Origin of the sequence: Arthrobacter sp. SPG23 (genome assembly GCF_000876655.1) — a bacterium.
Taxonomy (GTDB): Bacteria; Actinomycetota; Actinomycetes; order Actinomycetales; family Micrococcaceae; genus Arthrobacter.
Window position 1 is genome coordinate 140494 of the sequence record NZ_JYCN01000004.1, and the last position, 17161, is coordinate 157654.

16 protein-coding genes are annotated in these 17161 nt (G+C 66.3%); 6 read left to right on the forward strand and 10 right to left on the reverse strand.

Annotated features, from left to right (window positions below; translation table 11 throughout):
• The first annotated feature begins 30 nt into the window (after positions 1-30).
• Positions 31-1050, forward strand: coding sequence for a class II fructose-bisphosphate aldolase (gene fbaA / locus TV39_RS02345; protein ID WP_043477775.1), 1020 nt, complete (start codon positions 31-33; stop codon positions 1048-1050).
• A gap of 2 nt (positions 1051-1052) precedes the next feature.
• Positions 1053-1475, forward strand: coding sequence for a DUF3151 domain-containing protein (locus tag TV39_RS02350; protein ID WP_043477778.1), 423 nt, complete (start codon positions 1053-1055; stop codon positions 1473-1475).
• Positions 1476-1542: 67 nt separating this feature from the next.
• Here TV39_RS02350 and TV39_RS02355 read toward each other — a convergent pair whose 3' ends face one another.
• Together TV39_RS02355 and TV39_RS02360 are read right to left on the reverse strand one after the other, a co-directional pair.
• Positions 1543-2175, reverse strand: a complete 633-nt coding sequence (locus TV39_RS02355) for a uracil-DNA glycosylase (protein ID WP_043477781.1) — start codon at positions 2173-2175, stop codon at positions 1543-1545.
• Between the two features lie 220 nt (positions 2176-2395).
• Positions 2396-3604 carry a cobalamin-independent methionine synthase II family protein gene (locus TV39_RS02360; protein ID WP_043477962.1) on the reverse strand — a complete coding sequence of 403 codons (1209 nt, stop codon included), beginning with the start codon at positions 3602-3604 and terminating at the stop codon, positions 2396-2398.
• Positions 3605-3917: 313 nt separating this feature from the next.
• Between TV39_RS02360 and TV39_RS02365 the strand changes: the two genes are divergently transcribed.
• On the forward strand, positions 3918-5207 hold the full coding sequence (locus tag TV39_RS02365; protein ID WP_043477785.1) for an adenylosuccinate synthase: 1290 nt from the start codon (positions 3918-3920) through the stop codon (positions 5205-5207).
• Positions 5208-5295: 88 nt separating this feature from the next.
• Here the strand turns inward: TV39_RS02365 and TV39_RS02370 are convergent, their stop codons facing one another.
• A complete protein-coding gene (locus TV39_RS02370) occupies positions 5296-5487 on the reverse strand; it encodes a hypothetical protein (RefSeq protein ID WP_043477787.1) in 192 nt (63 codons plus the stop codon).
• A gap of 256 nt (positions 5488-5743) precedes the next feature.
• Between TV39_RS02370 and TV39_RS02375 the strand changes: the two genes are divergently transcribed.
• On the forward strand, positions 5744-6205 hold the full coding sequence (locus TV39_RS02375) for an Hpt domain-containing protein (protein ID WP_160292476.1): 462 nt from the start codon (positions 5744-5746) through the stop codon (positions 6203-6205).
• 61 nt (positions 6206-6266) lie between these two features.
• Here the strand turns inward: TV39_RS02375 and TV39_RS02380 are convergent, their stop codons facing one another.
• The 3 genes from TV39_RS02380 to TV39_RS02390 are packed head-to-tail and all read right to left on the reverse strand — an operon-like array spanning position 6267 to position 9738.
• On the reverse strand, positions 6267-8501 hold the full coding sequence (locus TV39_RS02380; RefSeq protein ID WP_043477794.1) for an FtsX-like permease family protein: 2235 nt from the start codon (positions 8499-8501) through the stop codon (positions 6267-6269).
• Positions 8498-9214 (reverse strand): ABC transporter ATP-binding protein, encoded by a 717-nt coding sequence (locus TV39_RS02385; protein WP_043477797.1) that lies wholly within the window; start codon positions 9212-9214, stop codon positions 8498-8500. Before TV39_RS02385 ends, TV39_RS02380 begins: the two co-directional genes overlap by 4 nt.
• Positions 9211-9738: a PadR family transcriptional regulator gene (locus TV39_RS02390; protein ID WP_043477800.1), complete on the reverse strand. Its 528-nt coding sequence runs from the start codon at positions 9736-9738 to the stop codon at positions 9211-9213. Before TV39_RS02390 ends, TV39_RS02385 begins: the two co-directional genes overlap by 4 nt.
• A gap of 443 nt (positions 9739-10181) precedes the next feature.
• On the opposite strand from TV39_RS02390, the gene TV39_RS02395 reads away from it, so the two are divergent.
• Both TV39_RS02395 and TV39_RS21290 read left to right on the forward strand, forming a co-directional pair.
• Complete coding sequence (locus tag TV39_RS02395) at positions 10182-10736, forward strand: RNA polymerase sigma factor (protein ID WP_011690396.1); 555 nt, start codon at positions 10182-10184, stop codon at positions 10734-10736.
• The gene (locus TV39_RS21290) at positions 10733-11575 is read left to right on the forward strand and encodes a hypothetical protein (protein WP_052500465.1); all 843 of its coding nucleotides are present in this window, start codon (positions 10733-10735) and stop codon (positions 11573-11575) included. The genes TV39_RS02395 and TV39_RS21290 overlap by 4 nt, the downstream gene beginning before the upstream one ends.
• 88 nt (positions 11576-11663) lie before the next feature.
• Here TV39_RS21290 and TV39_RS02405 read toward each other — a convergent pair whose 3' ends face one another.
• Genes TV39_RS02405 through acs form a run of 4 tightly spaced genes read right to left on the reverse strand, consistent with a single transcriptional unit; the run spans position 11664 to position 16918 of the window.
• Positions 11664-12161 carry a CoA-binding protein gene (locus tag TV39_RS02405; RefSeq protein WP_043477803.1) on the reverse strand — a complete coding sequence of 166 codons (498 nt, stop codon included), beginning with the start codon at positions 12159-12161 and terminating at the stop codon, positions 11664-11666.
• Complete coding sequence (locus TV39_RS02410; RefSeq protein WP_043477805.1) at positions 12158-13504, reverse strand: O-acetylhomoserine aminocarboxypropyltransferase/cysteine synthase family protein; 1347 nt, start codon at positions 13502-13504, stop codon at positions 12158-12160. Before TV39_RS02410 ends, TV39_RS02405 begins: the two co-directional genes overlap by 4 nt.
• Complete coding sequence (gene sfnG, locus TV39_RS02415; RefSeq protein ID WP_043477808.1) at positions 13504-14736, reverse strand: dimethylsulfone monooxygenase SfnG; 1233 nt, start codon at positions 14734-14736, stop codon at positions 13504-13506. Before sfnG ends, TV39_RS02410 begins: the two co-directional genes overlap by 1 nt.
• 10 nt (positions 14737-14746) lie before the next feature.
• Positions 14747-16918 carry an acetate--CoA ligase gene (gene acs / locus TV39_RS02420; RefSeq protein WP_235347253.1) on the reverse strand — a complete coding sequence of 724 codons (2172 nt, stop codon included), beginning with the start codon at positions 16916-16918 and terminating at the stop codon, positions 14747-14749.
• Positions 16919-17161: the final 243 nt, after the last annotated feature.

Here is a 17161-nt window from a genome sequence, read left to right on the forward strand (position 1 = left end):
CCGTAGACGAAATTCACTTTAGGAGTCAGCATGCCCATTGCAACCCCAGAGATCTACTCCGAGATGATCGACCGCGCAAAGGCGGGCGGCTTCGCTTTCCCGGCCGTCAACGTCACGTCCTCGCAGACGCTGAACGCTGCCCTGCGCGGCTTCGCCGAAGCAGAGTCGGACGGTATCGTCCAGGTGTCCACCGGCGGCGCTGCCTACTGGTCCGGCGCGTCCACCAAGGACATGGTTGCCGGCTCGCTCGGCTTCGCCGCATTCGCCCGCGAGGTCGCCAAGAACTACGGCGTCAACATCGCGCTGCACACCGACCACTGCCCCAAGGACAAGCTGGACGGCTTTGTCCTGCCGCTGCTGGCGGCCTCCGAGGCCGAGGTCAAGGCCGGACGCAACCCGCTCTTCAACTCGCACATGTGGGACGGCTCCGCGGAGACCCTGCAGGAAAACCTGCGCATCGCCCGTGAACTGCTGGAGCGCACCGCTGCCGCCAGGATGATCCTTGAGGTGGAGATCGGCACGGTGGGCGGCGAGGAAGACGGCGTCGAGAACGCCATCAACGACAAGCTCTACACCACGGTGGAAGACGCCCTGGCCACCATCGATGCCCTCGGTGCCGGCGAGAACGGCCGCTACATCACCGCCCTGACCTTCGGCAACGTGCACGGCGTGTACAAGCCCGGCGGCGTGAAGCTGCGCCCGGAAATCCTCAAGGACATCCAGGCCCAGGTCGGCGCCAAGATCGGCAAGGAAAACCCGTTCGACCTCGTCTTCCACGGCGGCTCCGGTTCCTCGGACCAGGAAATCGCGGATGCCGTTTCCTACGGAACCATCAAGATGAACATCGACACCGACACCCAGTACGCCTACACGCGTCCCGTGGCGGACCACATGTTCAAGAACTACGACGGCGTGCTGAAGGTTGACGGCGAAGTGGGCAACAAGAAGACCTACGACCCGCGCGTCTGGGGCGCCTCCGCTGAAGCCGGACTGGCTGCCCGCGTTGTTGAAGCAACCAAGCAGCTCGGCTCGGCCGGAAAGACGTTCTAATCATGTCCGACGAGTTCCGCAGGAACCTCATGGGCCCCGAGCCCACGCTCCTGCCCGCGGAGTCCGAGATCTACCAGCACCTGGCCCTCGGCCAGGAGGCGGTGGACCTTGTGGCGAAGCACCCCACGTCCTCGCTCCTGTGGGCGATCCTCGCGGAGGAAGCCTGGGATGAGGGCAGGGTCATCGAGTCCTACGCATACGCCCGCGTTGGCTACCACCGCGGCCTGGACTCGCTGCGGCGCAACGGTTGGCGCGGCGTGGGACCCATCCCGTGGGAACACGAGCCCAACCGCGGCTTCCTCCGCGCGCTGTACGCGCTGGGCCGTGCGTCCTCGGCCATCGGCGAGGCGGAGGAGCCGGAACGCATTGAGAAGTTCCTCAATGACTCCGACCCCACCGCCAGGGCGGCCATCGAAGGCAAATAACCGGGTTAACGACGGCGGCTCCCCACCTTTCCGGGTGGGGAGCCGCCGTCGTCTGTGCTTCAGGCTGTTAGTTCGCCTTGGTGAGGCCGGTACGGGCCATGGCGTCGGCGTACGCAACGTGCATTTCGTCGAGGTACTGCTGCTGGCGGGCCTCGGTTCCGGCGAAGGCGCGGCCGCTCAGTGAGCGGACCTTGTAGGTCTTCAGGCCCCGGCGCCACAGCAGCGGCACCTCGGTCTTGAGCAGCAGCTGGGCGAGGCGGTTGGCCTCAGTGCCGTGGGCCACGATCACGGAGGCGCGGGGCACCAGCGCAAGGAACTTCAGGAGCGGCTTGAGGCCTGCCGAAATCTGGTCCGGGGTGAACTTGCCGTTGGGCTCGCCGGGGATGTGCCACGGGTGGACGTTCCAGGGCATGACGAATTCGGGGCGGAGGCCCAGTTTCCACTGCACGCCGAGCATGCGGGTGGCCGCTTCGGTGTCGCCGGCGGTGATGAAGCCGGATTCGTCGGCGGTGCCGATGTTGGAGTACAGGCTGATGATGCGGCACTCGTCGACGTCGTGCATCGGGTCCACATAGGGGACCACGGTGTCCGGCTTGAGGCTCTGGAAGGTGTCGCACAGCTCATTGACAACTGCGACGTTGGGTTCGTAACGGCGGCTCAGAAGCTGCTCGCGGAAAGATTCAGTAGCCAGGGCTGTCATGTATTGCTGTGTCTCCTGCGGGGATCGGTGACGCTGCCGCACCGGATACGGGCATGCCAATTACGGGCACGCCGGATACGGTGTGGTTTGAAAATGTGGTGAGTGGACCGATTCCTGATCGATCTTTATCAGTCTATCAAGCCCAGCGAAATGCCGGGCCTGCCGTTGCTGGCAGGCCCGGCACACGGGGCCTCAAGGTTCGGGAAAAGTCCCTAGGACGTCACCATAGCCGCTTGGTGGCGCGGCGTGCGCCTTCGCCCAGGGACTCCAGCTTGGCCAGGGCGATCTGCGGGTGGACGCGGCCGCCCAGGCCGCAGTCAGTGGAGGCGATGACGTTCTCGCGCCCCACGAGGTCGGCGAACCGGACGATCCTGTCCGCAACGAGGTCGGGGTGCTCCACCACGTTGGTGGCGTGCGAGACGACGCCCGGGATGATGATCTTGCCCTCGGGGAGCTTGGTGTCCTCCCAGACCCGCCACTCATGTTCGTGCCGCACGTTGGCAGCTTCGAAGGAGTAGGCTCCGGCGTTGACCTGGAGCACTGAATCGATAATGTCCGCGAAGGGGATGTCGGTGGTGTGCGGGCCGTGCCAGGAGCCCCAGCAGACGTGCAGCCGGATCTGGTCCTGGGGGAGGTCCCGCAGCGCCCAGTTGGTGGCCTCGATACGAAGCTGGATGAACTTCAGGTAGTCCTCCAGGCTTGGCTCGGGGTTGATCTGGTCCCAGCTTTCGGCCAGGGACGGATCATCCAGCTGGACGGTGAGTCCGGCGTCGATGATTGCCTTGTACTCCTCGCGCATGGCGTCGGCGCAGGCGTAGACGAGCTCTTCGTCGGATGCGTAGTACTCGTTGGCCACGCGGGCGCAGGATCCGGGGGAGAGGGACGCCACGAAGCCCTCGGCCAGCCCGGCAGCGGCCAGGCCCTTCTTCAGGTTGGTGATGTCCGAGGCCACCAGGTCCTGGCCGGTGTATGTCAGCGGGCCGGCGATTTTGGGCTGGGCGACGCTCTTGCGGTGGGCCAGGATCCCGGACGAAGGGTCGTTGTAGGCGTCGTTGAACTTCTGCCGGTCCCGCCGGTCCGGAAACGATGTCAGCACGATGTTGCCGGGTGAGGAACGGTGCACCTCGGCGTCGGCCCAGCGGTCAACGTTGGTGGGCTCCAGGCCGCCGAGCCGGGAGAAGGAGTAGTTCCACCAGGCGCCGTAGTCCACGGAGCTGGCCATGGCGTGGCCGTACTCCCCGTCGTTGGGGATGTCGATGCCCAGGTCCTTCTGCCGCTGGACCACGTCCACCACGGAGGTTTCCAGGAGCTCCAGGAATTCCGGGGTGATACCGCCGGATTCCTTGGCCTCGTTGGCAGCTATCAGTTCCGGAGTGCGGGGCAACGAGCCTGCATGGGTGACGCGGATGTGGTCGGTGTTCAAAGGCACTGCGGTGGTCCTCTCCAACGGTCCTGGTACTAGCTGCTCACTTAATTCCATCCGGGGAAGTTTCCGCAAATCGCTGCCACGCTGTGAACCGGGTGTGAAGCCGCTCCGGTGGAGGGCGAAAGCGGTGCTTGTCACTCGTATCGGCTAAACTTGGGTGGTAAGAGCCCCGGAACTCTTGCGTTGTGCGTGGCGGTCAGTTGGCCGGACAGGCGCGGCAGTGGAATTCGGGGCATTCTCATGAACGGCGCTGTCCCTGGCGGGTCACTTCGGTGAACCGGCTGCGGTCCGGCCCGAACGAATGGGGGAGGATCCCATGCCAGCAATCGTGATCGTCGGAGCCCAATGGGGCGACGAAGGCAAAGGTAAGGCCACTGACCTGCTTGGCGGCCGCGTCGACTACGTGGTCAAGCCGAACGGCGGCAACAACGCCGGGCACACCGTCGTCGTGGGCGGTGAGAAGTATGAGCTCAAGCTCCTTCCTGCCGGTATCCTGAGCCCGAACGCAGTCCCGATCATCGGCAATGGCTGCGTGGTGAACCTTGAAGCCCTGTTCCAGGAAATCGACGGCCTTGAGGCCCGCGGTGCGGACACCTCCAAGCTCCGCGTCTCCGCCAACGCCCACCTCGTGGCGCCCTACCACCAGGTGCTGGACAAGGTCACGGAGCGGTTCCTGGGCAGCCGCGCCATCGGGACCACGGGCCGCGGCATCGGCCCGGCGTACATGGACAAGGTGGCCCGTCTGGGCATCCGCGTCCAGGACGTCTTCGACGAGTCCATCCTCCGCCAGAAGGTGGAAGGCTCGCTGCGCCAGAAGAACGAACTCCTCGTCAAGGTGTACAACCGCCGTGACATCGAGGTGGAGGAGATCGTCAGCTACTTCCTCTCCTTCGCCGAACGCCTGCGCCCGCTGGTCATCGACAGCACGTTCGTCCTGAACAAGGCACTGGATGAGGGCAAGGTGGTCCTCATGGAGGGCGGCCAGGCCACCTTCCTGGATGTGGACCACGGCACCTACCCGTTCGTCACCTCCTCCAACCCGACCGCCGGCGGCGCCTCGGTGGGCTCCGGCATCGGCCCCACCCGGATCTCGCGCTCCATCGGCATCATCAAGGCGTACACCACCCGTGTGGGCGCCGGGCCGTTCCCCACGGAACTGTTCGACGACATGGGCATGTACCTGCAGAAGACCGGCGGCGAGTTCGGCGTCAACACCGGCCGCCCGCGCCGCTGCGGCTGGTACGACGCCGTGCTGGCGCGCCACGCCTCCCGCGTCAACGGCTTCACGGACTACTTCGTCACCAAGCTGGACGTGCTGACGGGCATCGAGCAGATCCCGGTGTGCGTGGCCTACGATGTGGACGGCGTCCGGCACGACGAAATGCCGATGACCCAGACCGAGTTCCACCACGCCAAGCCGATCTTCGAGTACTTCGAGGGCTGGACCGAGGACATCACCGGTGCGCGCACCCTGGAGGACCTCCCGGAGAACGCCAAGAACTACGTGCTGGCCCTTGAGAAGCTGTCCGGCACGCGCTTCTCGGCGATCGGCGTCGGTCCGGACCGCGACCAGACCATCGTGGTCAACGACCTGATTCTTGACTGACACCTACTGACGTCCGACGGCGGCGGGTCACCCGGAAAGGTGGCCCGCCGCCGTCGTCGTTAGTGGAGTATGTCCGTGTGGTTACCGGCTAGCCGGGGGACTGCCTGCTGCGGGTCTGCAGCAGGTGCTGCTGCAGTTTCGCTTCGGCATCGCGGCGGCGGCGTGCCTGTTCGCGCATGGCCCGCGTCGCGGCGGAACCCTGCGAACCGATCAGTCCGGTCACATGTTTGGGGGTCGCTGCCGGACCGGCGGCAGGGACGGCCATCACTTCCTCGCTCATGCCCGTATCCTGACACTCCCGCCTGCCGCACGTAAGCCCTGGCGCTGGAGCGTTACAGGATCGGGACCTGCGTGGCGACCCCGCGCGGGATACGTAGCGATGCTCATGATGCAGGTGATACCGGGTGTGATTCGGGTACCGGACACTCGTGACCCGGCGGATCCGCTGTCCCTATCTTGGTTTCACCGGCACTGCGCTGGGAGTGGGGTTTCCCACAGGCAAGTCGTCGGACCGCTAACGGGAGGGGATGGACGTCATGGGTCTCAGCTTGAAGTCAACGAAGAACAAGACCGTGCCGGAGCCAGGGCTGCCGGAGCGCTCCGCCGTCCTGGAACAGGGACCGCGCCGGTACCGTGCCCGCGTTAACCGGGCGCCGGTCCTCGACCCCCTGCGCGTGCAGGAGCTCGCCGGGAACATCCACTCGCAAAGCCGGCTGCTTGAATTCCTGAATCTCTTCCTGGTGCTGCTCCCTTCCAGGGTAAACAACGTTGTCGGAGCACTGGACGGCGGCGACCTTGAGGCGGCGAGTGCGGCAGCCCAAAGCCTTGCCTCGTCTGCCGCCATGGCGGGGGCCAGCCGGCTGGAGCTGGTTGCGTTGCTCGTCGATTCTGATCTCCGTATCGGCCGGATGGACCGGGCACGCGAGACGGGGCAGCGCCTCGGACCGGACGCAGCAGAGCTGGCATCAGCCCTTTCCCGCCTGCTGACGGGACGCTGACCGGCCGCTAACGGCCAACGCCCGGACCGGCCAACGCCCTGACCCGTCAGGGCCGCGGATCCTATTCGAAGCGGGTCGCCGTTATCGCCGTGTGGCCCCGGACCAGGCTGAACGTTGCGGTCACTGCGCCGAGGGCAAGGAACAGGCTGAGGCCAAGGGCTATGAAGTAGTCGGGCGCCGGCCAGGTTACCCGGTAGGCGTCGTCGATTCCCGTAACCATCAACCAGGCCACGAGGAACCCGAGTCCGATCGAGAGCAGCAGCACGGTGACAAGTGGGACGGCCGCCTCACGCGCGATGATCCGGCGCAGGACGGAGACTGGCATTCCCATCAGCCGCATCAGGCCGAGAACCCTCTTCCGGTCCAGGACGGCGGCGGCGGTGGCGACGGCCAGGGACAGCCCCGCGATGGCGACCGCCACGAACATACCCAGGTAGGCGAGCACGGCCAGGCCCTGGATAAGCCGGGTGCCGGACTGCAGCTGGACGTCCATCGGGGCGGTGACCGGGATAGCCGTGACACCCGAACTGTTCAGCGCTGTACGGGCGCGATCCATGGCCGTGGGAGTCCCGTCGGTGCCGACCACAACCACCACTGGAACCAGCCCGTCCAGCTGTGCGGCCGGCGCAGGTGTCAGTGCCAGAGGCTGCGTTGTCCAGTAGCGGAGGAATGACGCATCGACCACGACGGTGTCCGCATGGGGGACATCCACGAAGCCCAGCCCTGGGGCGTCCACGGCAGGAAGGTAGATGTCCGGGCCGGCAGCCGTCTCGGTGAGCGCCGCTGGACCATAGCCGACGGCGGCACTCCGGATTCCGGGAAGTTCCTTGATTTTGCGTGCGACGTCCGAGACCTGAACCTGGGTCTGTCCGGCGGCAACCGTTGCATGGAGGCTGGTGGGCTGGAGCAGACCGGGGCGGGCCGGCGGTGCCTCTGTTGTTTGGACGATGCTGGATGCTCCTGCGAAGACCGAGACGACGAAGACCGCGACAACGAGCCCCGAAACAGAGCGGAAGGTGGCCACCGGGGTGTTGCGGATCCGGCTGGCGGCAATGACTGCCGATGCGGTCCGCGCCAGGCGCAGCCCCATCATGCTGACCAGCAAGGTCAGCCAGGGGCCGATCACCACAATTCCCACGAGAACCAGCCCAAAACCGCCGATGAGCAGCAGTGTTTCAATCCACGGCAGGTTCAACTCCGCGCCCGGGATGATGACGACTGCCGCGATCATGGCGGCGAGCCCGGTCAGCAGCGGCACGGTTCGCCGCATGGTGGGTGCTTTTTCGTGGACTGCGCGGGTCACCCCCAGGGGACCGACGTCCGCCCGGGCGGTACGGTAGCCCGCCACCGCGGAGGAAGCCGCCACCACGGCGGTGACGACGGCGGTGGCAGCCATCCAGCCCGGGGCCAGGTCAGCTTCGAACATCCTGGTGCCATTGACCGGTATTTGCGCGGCAAGGGGCCTCAACAGCACGGCCAAAACAACGCCCAGCACCGCACCGGCCAGGCTTGGGACAGCGGTTTCGGCGGCGGCAATGCGTGAGACCACGTGCGGCGATGCGCCGATGAGCCGCAGGGTGGCGAAGCGCTCCCGGCGCTCGGCTGCGCCCAGGCCTGTGACAATGCTGATCAGCAGCAGCACGGGGAAGAACACCGCAAGGGCGCCGATGACCAGCACCGTGCTGTAGGCGGTTGCGCTGCCTCCGTAGGGATCGGCAGTGAACCCGGAAACGAGGGACGCCCGTCCACTGCGGCGGAGTTCGGCTTCCGTGGCGCCCGCGACCACCACCAGGGAATCCGGGCCGGGCAGGGCGGCATCGCCGATCGGGCCGGCGAACTCGCCGAAACGTTCGCCAAGCTGATCCGGGGGTGTTGACTCGATCAGCTGCTGGAGGGCCGGGGAAGCGTAATACTGGCCCGGCTTCGGCGGGCTGCCGATCCCCGGGATCGTGACGGTGGTCCGGCTCAGGGCCGCGACGTCGCGGCGGTTGATCAGCTGGTCGCGGAACACTTCCACCGGGTTCGCCGTCATAAGCATCGTGTCCGCCGTCAAAGGCACGGGTGTTGCCGGGGCCGAAGAGGCCGGATCGCCCGTCATGAGGGGAACGGCCACGGAGGGCTGGCCGGCTTCCCGCAACCAGGCACCTCGGTCATCGCGTGCGCTGAGGCCGTTGGCGCCACCCCAGAGCAACAGCAGCAGGCATACTCCGACGGCGACCCCTCCCGCGATGCCGGCCAGCCTTCCGTAGGCGGACCGGCTGCCGGCGACTGCCAGCCGGAGCAACCCGGGATTCATGGGGACACCCGGTAGCCTGCGCCGATTGCGCCGTCGCGCACGATGACCTCCCGGTCGGCGTACGCGGCGGTGCGTGCGTCGTGGGTGATGATGACGACTGTCGTTCCCGCTTCCCGGACGAGTTCGAGCATGAGTGTCAGAACGTTTTCGGCGGCGAGGGAATCCAGGGAACCCGTGGGCTCATCGGCGAACAAAACGGCAGGGGAGCTCACCAAAGCCCGGGCAACGGCGACGCGCTGGGCCTGCCCGCCCGACAGTTCGCCGGGCAGCTTGGCGCCCAGCCCGTTGAGTCCGAGGCGGTCCAGCAGGTCGGTTGACCGTCGCGCGGCCTCCGAGCGCTTGGTCCCGCCCAGGAGCAGGGGGAGGCTGACGTTGTCCATTGCCGTGAGCTCCGGCAGGAGCTGGCCGAACTGGAAGACGAATCCGAAGTCGGTCAGCCGCAGTTTGGCCCTTTTAGGTTCAGCGAGGGCATTGATTTCCAGCGGCGTCTGCCGTTTTGGCGGAGTGTAGGTCACTGTGCCGCTGTTCGGCACGAGGACGCCTGCCAGGCAGTGCAGCAGCGTTGACTTGCCGGATCCCGAGGGGCCCATCACGGCGAGCACTTCGCCGCGATGAACGTCGAGGTCGATCCCGCGCAGTGCCCGGGTCTGCCCGAAGGAGTGGTGCAGCCCGCGGGCGCTGAGGACGGGTGAAGCGGCGCCAATCGTACTCATGCGCTCAGGAGCTCCTTCTTGAGTTGGGTCAGGCGGGCGCTGGTGAGTTCTATCCAGCGAAGGTCGGCTTCGATGTGAAACAGGCCGTGGTCGCACATCAGCACATGCAACAGGTCCGAGTCCTGCTTGAGGCGGGTGAGTTGACGCATGCGGGCCATGTGTTCCGCCCGCTGTACGTCGAGCAAGCGGTCGGCGTCGTCGTCGGTGAGCAAAGCGATCACGGTCTTGGCAAAGAGGTTGCTTTGCAGGGTCTCCGAGGGAACGTCGGGAGTGAAAAGCCACTCACGGACCGTGTCCTGGCCAGCCACGGTGATCTCGTACTTCTTGCGGTCCGGGCCGCCGCCGGTTTCCTCGCCCAGGGCGCGGATCAGCTCGTCACGGACCATGCGGGCCAGTGTGGAATAGACCTGGCCGAAGGCCAACGCCTTTCCGGTTCCGAAGTAGCGGTCATAGGAGTGCTTCAGGTCGTAGCCGTAGCTCGCTTGGCGGCTCAGGAGACCCAGCAGCGTGAGGGAGTTGTTCACGCTTCAATCTATACACTGAGTGAATAGTGGATGCCGACACCGCGTCCTGCCCGCCTGACCGTGTCGTCGGAACGCTGGCGGCGTCGGGGAGGGCTGGGCCGCTGAAAAGTTTCTTTAAAGTTTTTGGGATTTCGCGTAACCCCCGGCGGCCCCGCGACGATTACCAGTATGAAAGCGCCGGGTTCGAAGTTGTCCCCCATCAGGTTCGTACCCGGCGCTTGACTGCAAACAGAGAGCCGGGCTGGAACTGCCCCCATCATGTTCCAGCCCGGCCCTTTTGTGTCCGAAGCCGGTTCAGCAGCAAGCCGGCCCAGGAGTGCGCGGTTTCCGGCGGCTTTCCTTGGGTTACCCGGGGTAAAGTTACGGAGCGGGACACAGCCCGGCCGCCACATCATGGCCATAGAATGATGTAGCCATCTCCCTTGAACGAAAGCCATCCGTCCGTGACCGAAGCACTGACCGACGCCTCATTGATGGCCCTCAAGGGCCGCGATGGCGAGTTGTTCAACCTGGTCTATCGGAGTTATGCGTCGCAGGTACTGGGATACCTGACCGCCCGGGGCGTCGAGGACCCGGAGGCCACCATGCAGGACGTCTTCCTGGCGGTCCTGCCCCGGATAGCCACTATCAGCGGCGGTGCCAGCGGGCTTCGGACGTTCCTGTTCTCGGTGGCCCATGCGCGGATGGTTGACGATCACCGAAGGCAAAGCCGGACGCCCCCGAAGCAGCCTTTCGAACCCGATCTTGACCGGCGGGAAGCCGCCTCGGCTGAAGCCGGGGCAATGCTGCTGGTGGCGCCGGGGGAGGTGCTGGAACTGCTTGACGTGCTGGGAGAGGACCAGAAGGAGGTCCTGACCCTCCGGATCATCGCAGATCTCACCGTTGAGCAAGTGGCCGAAATCATGGGGAAAAGCGCCGGAGCCGTAAAACAGCTTCAGCGACGTGCTTTGGACAGACTCCGTGAACATTCGGCCGTAAAGGACTACGTGGCGCCATGACAACCAGGGATGAGGTTTCTGCCGGGACCGTTGACGGGCTTCTGCTCGACAGTGGCCACACGGACGTGCCCGAGCTGAGGGCCGCCCTTTTGTCCATAGCCTCGCTGGCGCAGATGCAGGTTCCTGGTCCGGGCCCTGAGCTTGCCGCCATGCTGGCCGGGCCCCGGGATGAACTGACCCGGAAGCGGTGGCTGCGCCGGCACCGCCCCACGCTGGTGGGCTTTGCAGTCCTGGCCGGCATGGGCCTCGGAGTCAGCGGTGTTGCCGCAACCAGCCAGGGAGCAGCAGAGGGTTCCGGGCTGTGGTCCATCCAAGAGCTGACGACGGACTGGGCCCCGGACTGGAAGCTTCCCGTCGGACCGGGTGCGTCGAACCAGGGCGGGCCCATGGCGTGGAAGTCGCCGCTCTTCCTGCAGCGTGACCAGGCGGCTCCGCCAGGTGCAGGCGAGCCCGCAGACCCGGTGACACCGTTCGAAGACCGAGAGCCCTCGGACGACGAGGTGCCGGCGACAGCCCCCGGTTCGCCGGCCGCTCCGGCCGCCAAAGCTCCCGACCGGGCTCCCGGAGCGGATGCCGCCAACGACCAGACCGGGAAGCCGGGCGGCGGGACGCCCGGCGGCAACGGGGGCGAAGCCGCCTCGGAGGAACATTCCAGGCCGGTCGCCCCGCAAAAGACCGACGCGCCCTCCGAAAAGGCCGCCACCGAGCCGGAAGCAGACAGCACCGGGCACCGCGGCAACAACCCTCAGAAGGGCGAATCCGGGGCGGCCTCAGTGGACTCGGCGCTGGGTTCCGCCGTCGAACCTGTCAACCGCTGGCTGAAGAAGTTCCGGCCGTAGCCCGGGCCGCCCCCACCAAGCGCGAACGGACACTTGAGGCCCCGCAAGGCGGGGCCTCAAGTGTCCGTTCGGGCTGAACAGGCTTTGGCTAGGCCAGGACCTGCCGCTTGGAGGAGATAACCCCCGTGTCGAAGCCGGCGAGGTGGAGTCCGCCGTGGAAGCGTGCGTGCTCGATCTTGACGCAGCGGTCCATGACGACGTCGAGCCCGGCAGCTTCCGCTTCCTTCGCCACGTCCTCATGCCACGAACCAAGCTGCAGCCACAGCGTCTTGGCGCCGGCCTCGATGGCCTCGTCCAGGACGCCGGGAAGGTCGTCGTGCTTGCGGAAGACGTCCACGATGTCGGGGCTCTCCGGCAGGTCGGCAAGCGACGCATAGGTGGGCTGGCCCAGGATTTCCTTGACCACCGGGTTCACGAAGTACACCTTATAGCGGGTGGAGGACTGCAAGTAGGTGGCCACGAAATAGCTGGCCCGGGAGGGCTTGTCCGAGGCGCCCACAATGGCGATGGACTTCGCCTGGCGGAGTAGGGCCAGCCGCTCCGGCGCGGTAGGACCCTCCCAGGTCCTGGTTTCTGCAGCGCTCATGCGTTTGCTCCGATCGTGCAGGTTTCGACAGTGACGGTTTCGACAGGCTCAACCACCGACGAAGACGCTGCATCCAGGGCCTGGTCGAGGTCCCACAGAATGTCCTCAATGTCCTCGAGCCCGACGGAAATCCTGACCAGGTCTTCCGGCACGCCCGCGGACTCGAGCTGGGCCGGGCTCAGCTGCTGGTGGGTGGTGGAGCCGGGGTGGATCACAAGGGTACGCGAATCGCCGACGTTGGCCAGGTGCGAGGCCAGCTGGAGCGCCTCGATGAACTTCTGCCCGGCCGCGCGGCCGCCCTTGACGCCGAAGGAGAACACCGAGCCCGGACCCAGGGGCAGGTACTTCTGCGCCCGCTCGAAGTGCGGGTGGGACGGCAGCCCGGAGAAGTTCACGTAGGCCACGCGCTCGTCCGCTTCAAGCCATTCGGCCACGGCCTGGGCGTTCTTCAGGTGTTCGTCCAGGCGCTGCGGAAGGGTTTCCACGCCCTGCAGCAGCTGGAACGCGGACTGCGGAGAGAGCGCGGGTCCGATGTCGCGCAGCTGCTCGCAGCGGAGCTTGGTCAGGAACCCGTACTCGCCGAAGTTGCCCCACCAGGAGACGTTGCCGTAGGAGGCCACCGGTTCGGTCATGGTGGGGAACTTGCCGTTGCCCCAGTTGAAGCGGCCGCTTTCGACGATGACGCCGCCGAGGGTGGTGCCGTGCCCGCCGAGGAACTTGGTGGCCGAGTGGATCACGATGTCCGCCCCGTGTTCGATCGGCCGCACGAGGTACGGCGTGCTCAAGGTGGCATCGACCACGAGGGGGATGCCGGCGTCGTGCGCCACCTTTGCCAGCCCCTCCAGGTCCTGCACCTCCGACGACGGGTTGGCCACCACCTCCACGAAGATCGCCTTGGTGTTGTCGCGGACTGCGGCGGCGTAGTCCGCCGGGTCAGTGCCGGGAACGAACGTGGTGTCCACCCCGAAGCGGCGCAGCGTGACATCGAGCTGGGTCACCGTGCCGCCGTAGAGCTGGGAGGCCGCGACGATATGGTCGCCGGACTGGGTGAGCGCGGCGAACGTGATGAACTCCGCGGCCATGCCGGATGACGTGGCAACGGCGCCGATGCCGCCCTCCAGGGACGCGATCCGCTCCTCGAATGCGGCCACCGTGGGGTTGCCGATCCGGGAGTAGATGTTGCCGTACTTCTGCAGCGCGAAGAGGTTGGCGGCATCCTGGGTGTCCTTGAACACGAAGGAGGTGGTCTGGTAGATCGGCACGGCGCGGGCGCCGTGCTCGGCGTCGGGGGTGCCGCCGGCGTGCAGGGCGCGGGTGCGGAAGCCGAACTTGCGGTCAGCCATCAGACGGCCACCAGCCCGGTGGTGGAGCTTGCCGAAGCCACAGGGGTGCCGGACAGGTCCAGTTCCGTGCCGTTCCTGCGGGCGAGGTCCGCTTCGAGTTCGCGGACGATCGGCAGGATGTCCTGGCCGAACGCGGCAACTTCCTCCTGGAAGTGCAGGTAGCCGGTGAGAAAAAGGTTCACGCCGATCTTCTTGTATTCCACGATCCGCTCCGCGATCTGTTCCGGCGTGCCGATCAGCTGGGTCTTGAAGCCGTCGTTGTACTGGACCAGGTCCTCGAAGCTCGAGTCGGCCCACATGCCCTTGCCGTCCTTCGTGGACGCCCCGGCCTCCTGGACCGCTTCGCGGAAGCCCTCGACGGCGGGCTTGTGCGCCTTCTCCACGATCTCACGGAGGGTGTCCCGGGCTTCCTTCTCGGAATCGCGGGCGATCACGAAGCCGTTGAGGCCAAACCGCGGGGCGGACAAAGCGGAGGGCAAAGCGGCCGGGAGCGAGCCATCCGTGCCGCGCCCACTTTCTCCTGCGGCAGCAACCACCCCCGCGATGTTCTCCTTGAAGCCCTCCAGGTCCTTCCCGTTGGAGAAGTACCAGTCGGCCACGCGGCCGGCGGTGGCCTGCGCCGCGGTGGAGTTGCCGCCGAAGAAGATCTCGGGGTGCGCGCGGCCCGGAACAGCAACCGGGGCCGGGTTCAGGGTGAAGTCGGTGATGTTGTAGTACTTGCCGGACTGGCTGTACTCCTGCTCGGTCCACAGGCCGCGGAGGACCCTGATGAACTCCTCGGTGCGGACGTAGCGTTCGTCGTGCTCCAGCCATTCCAGGCCGAAGTTGGTGAACTCGTTCTTGAGCCAGCCGGAGACGATGTTGACGGCGGCACGGCCGTTGGAGATGTGGTCCGCGGTGATGATGTACTTGGCCAGCACGCCCGGGTGCCACATTCCCGGGTGGACGGCCGAAATGACCTTCAGCCGCTCCGTGGCCGCCAGCAGCGCCAGGCTGAAGGACGTGGCCTCGTGCTGCTTGTCCGCACCGTAGGAAGCTGCGTACCGGGTCTGCGTCAGGGCGTATTCGAAGCCTGAATCCTCGGCGATCCGGGCCAGCTTCTTGTTGTAGTCGAAGTCCCAGCTCGTCCGCTGTTCGATGGTGGAGACCACCAGGCCGCCGGAAACGTTCGGCACCCAGTAGGCAAACTTGAGCGGCTCGGAAAGACGGGCAACGCTGCTGATGTCGTTCATGATTGTTCCTTTACTTCTGTCCGTTGAGGGTGGACTGCTTCTGCCCAATGAGGGGGGCGGTGTAGCCATCCAAGGCTTCCTGAATGCCGGCGATTGCCGGTTCGTTCTGCAGTGAAGTGGTGTCGCCGAGGGTGGTTCCCTCGAAAAGCTGGGTGAGCAGCCGGCGCATGATCTTGCCGCTCCGCGTCTTGGGCACGTCGGGAACCACGACGACGTCGCGCGGCTTGGCGATCGGACCGATCTCCTTCGCGACGTGGTTCCGTAGTTCCTCGGTGGTTGAGCCCGTCGAAACCCCGCCCTTCAGCACCACGAACGCGACGATGGCGTGGCCGGTCTTGGGGTCAGCCACCGGGCAGACACCGGCTTCCACCACGTCCGGGTGGGAGACGAGGGCCGATTCGATTTCGATCGTCGAGAGCAGGTGTCCGGAGACGTTGAGGGTGTCATCCACCCGCCCCAGGATCCAGATGTCGCCGTCGTCGTCGTATTTGGCGCCGTCCCCGGCCAGGAACCAGCCCTGCGCCGCGTATTTGCGCCAGTATGAATCGAAGTAGCGCTGCGGGTTGCCCCAGACGGTGCGGGCAATCGCGGGTCCGGGGGTGTCCACCACGATGAATCCCTGGACGCCCGGCGGCACGGTGTTGCCGGCGTCGTCCACGATCCGGGTGCTGACGCCGGGCAGGGGGCGGGCCGCGCAGCCCGGCTTGAACTCGGTGTCCGTCGGTGCGGGGGAGAGGATGGTGGCGCCCGTCTCGGACTGCCACCACGTGTCCACCACCGGCGCGGTGCCGGCGCCGACGTTCTGCCGCAGCCAGCGCCAGGCCTCCGGGTTCACCGCTTCGCCCACGGTGCCGAGCATCCGGATGGAGGAGAGGTCGTAGCTGTCCGGTACTCCGTCCGGGAACCAGCCCATGAGCGAGCGCACCAGGGTGGGAGCGGTGTAGTACTGCGTCACGCCGTAGCGCTCGATGATCTCGAAGTGCCGGCCCGGATGCGGCGTGTTCGGCGTGCCCTCGAAGATCACCTGCGTGACGCCGTTGGAGAGCGGACCGTAGATCTCGTAGGTGTGCGCGGTGACCCAGGCCAGGTCCGCGGTGCACCAGTGCACGTCCTGGTCCCGGAGCGCCGGGTCAGGATTGCTGAACAGGTGCTCGAAGCTCCAGGACGCCTGCGTCAGGTAGCCGCCCGAAGTGTGCACCAGGCCCTTGGGCTTCCCCGTGGTTCCGGAGGTGTACATGATGAAGAGGGGAGTCTCGGCGTCGAACGCTTCCGGTTCGTGCACGTCGGAGGCCTGCCCGACGGCGTCGTGCCACCAGACGTCGCGGCCTTCAGTCATGGGGACCGTCGCCAGCTGGTCCGCAGGGGTGGTGCGGTTGACCACCAGGACGTGCTCGACGGCGTTTTCCCCGGCAACGGCGGCATCTGCGTTGTCCTTGACCGGGACTGCCACGCCCCGGCGGAACTGTCCGTCCGTGGTGACCAGGAGCTTGGCCCGGGTGTCCTCCACCCGGAATTTCAGCGCCTCGGCGGAAAACCCGCCGAACACCAGGGAGTGGATGGCGCCGATGCGGGCCACCGCGAGGGTGATGATGACTGTTTCGGGGATGACCGGCAGGTAGATGACCACCCGGTCGCCCTTGGTGATGCCCAGTGCGAGCAGGGCATTGGCGGCCTTGGACACTTCGCGCTGCAGTTCGGCGTAAGTGATGGCGCGCCGGTCGCCCGGCTCGCCCTCGAAGTGCAGCGCCACCTTGTCTCCGCGGCCGGCGGCAACGTGGCGGTCCGCGCAGTTGTAGGCGACGTTGAGCTTGCCGCCCTCGAACCAGGTGATGTCCGGTCCGGTGCCGGCGTCGAGGTCAGCCGCCACGCGCCGGTGCGCGGTGTGCCAGGGCTTGCCGCTGCGGGCGCCGGCGTCGGGCTCTGCCCAGTCGAGGCGGAGGGCCTGTTCTTCCCAGAAGGCAACGTTGGTGGTACTGCGGTGACGCGCCGGTCCGTCAATGGGGACGCCGTGCACTGCGCCGTCCGTGGGCTCGGTCAGGGACCATCCCGAAGAGCCACGAGAGGAGCCGGGCGCGTCACGCAGCCCTGCTTCGTTCGCCGTCGCGTCCGAAGTGGTTTGTGGGGTTGCCTCGGACGGAATCCGGGCAAGGGTGGGCAGGGCGGAAGAAATCTCTGGGGTCATTGCAGCACTCCATCGGTCCTGGCAGTAGCACCCTTAGTTCCTCTGGTTCCATCAGAAAGCGGAGGAATGGCTTCGTGGGAATGGTCGTCTCACGTCACCGGGGGTTGCTGCGGCTTCATCGATCCAGGTCTCTCGGCCGCTCGGGATGGTCACTACCTACTAGAACCGAAATGCACGATTTCACAAAATCCGCGCCTTCCGCGCTGTAATATTCGTTCATTGCCGGAGGTTTTCTCGCAGTTC

Excerpts from the sequence above, each read along its gene's own strand:
- fbaA (WP_043477775.1), top strand. The coding sequence starts at position 31 with ATGCCCATTGCAACCCCAGAGATCTACTCCGAGATGATCGACCGCGCA.
- TV39_RS02350 (WP_043477778.1), top strand. The coding sequence starts at position 1,053 with ATGTCCGACGAGTTCCGCAGGAACCTCATGGGCCCCGAGCCCACGCTC.
- TV39_RS02355 (WP_043477781.1), bottom strand. The coding sequence starts at position 2,175 with ATGACAGCCCTGGCTACTGAATCTTTCCGCGAGCAGCTTCTGAGCCGC.
- TV39_RS02365 (WP_043477785.1), top strand. The coding sequence starts at position 3,918 with ATGCCAGCAATCGTGATCGTCGGAGCCCAATGGGGCGACGAAGGCAAA.
- TV39_RS02370 (WP_043477787.1), bottom strand. The coding sequence starts at position 5,487 with ATGAGCGAGGAAGTGATGGCCGTCCCTGCCGCCGGTCCGGCAGCGACC.
- TV39_RS02375 (WP_160292476.1), top strand. The coding sequence starts at position 5,744 with ATGGGTCTCAGCTTGAAGTCAACGAAGAACAAGACCGTGCCGGAGCCA.
- TV39_RS02380 (WP_043477794.1), bottom strand. The coding sequence starts at position 8,501 with ATGAATCCCGGGTTGCTCCGGCTGGCAGTCGCCGGCAGCCGGTCCGCC.
- TV39_RS02385 (WP_043477797.1), bottom strand. The coding sequence starts at position 9,214 with ATGAGTACGATTGGCGCCGCTTCACCCGTCCTCAGCGCCCGCGGGCTG.
- TV39_RS21290 (WP_052500465.1), top strand. The coding sequence starts at position 10,733 with ATGACAACCAGGGATGAGGTTTCTGCCGGGACCGTTGACGGGCTTCTG.
- TV39_RS02405 (WP_043477803.1), bottom strand. The coding sequence starts at position 12,161 with ATGAGCGCTGCAGAAACCAGGACCTGGGAGGGTCCTACCGCGCCGGAG.
- TV39_RS02410 (WP_043477805.1), bottom strand. The coding sequence starts at position 13,504 with ATGGCTGACCGCAAGTTCGGCTTCCGCACCCGCGCCCTGCACGCCGGC.
- sfnG (WP_043477808.1), bottom strand. The coding sequence starts at position 14,736 with ATGAACGACATCAGCAGCGTTGCCCGTCTTTCCGAGCCGCTCAAGTTT.
- acs (WP_235347253.1), bottom strand. The coding sequence starts at position 16,918 with ATGACCCCAGAGATTTCTTCCGCCCTGCCCACCCTTGCCCGGATTCCG.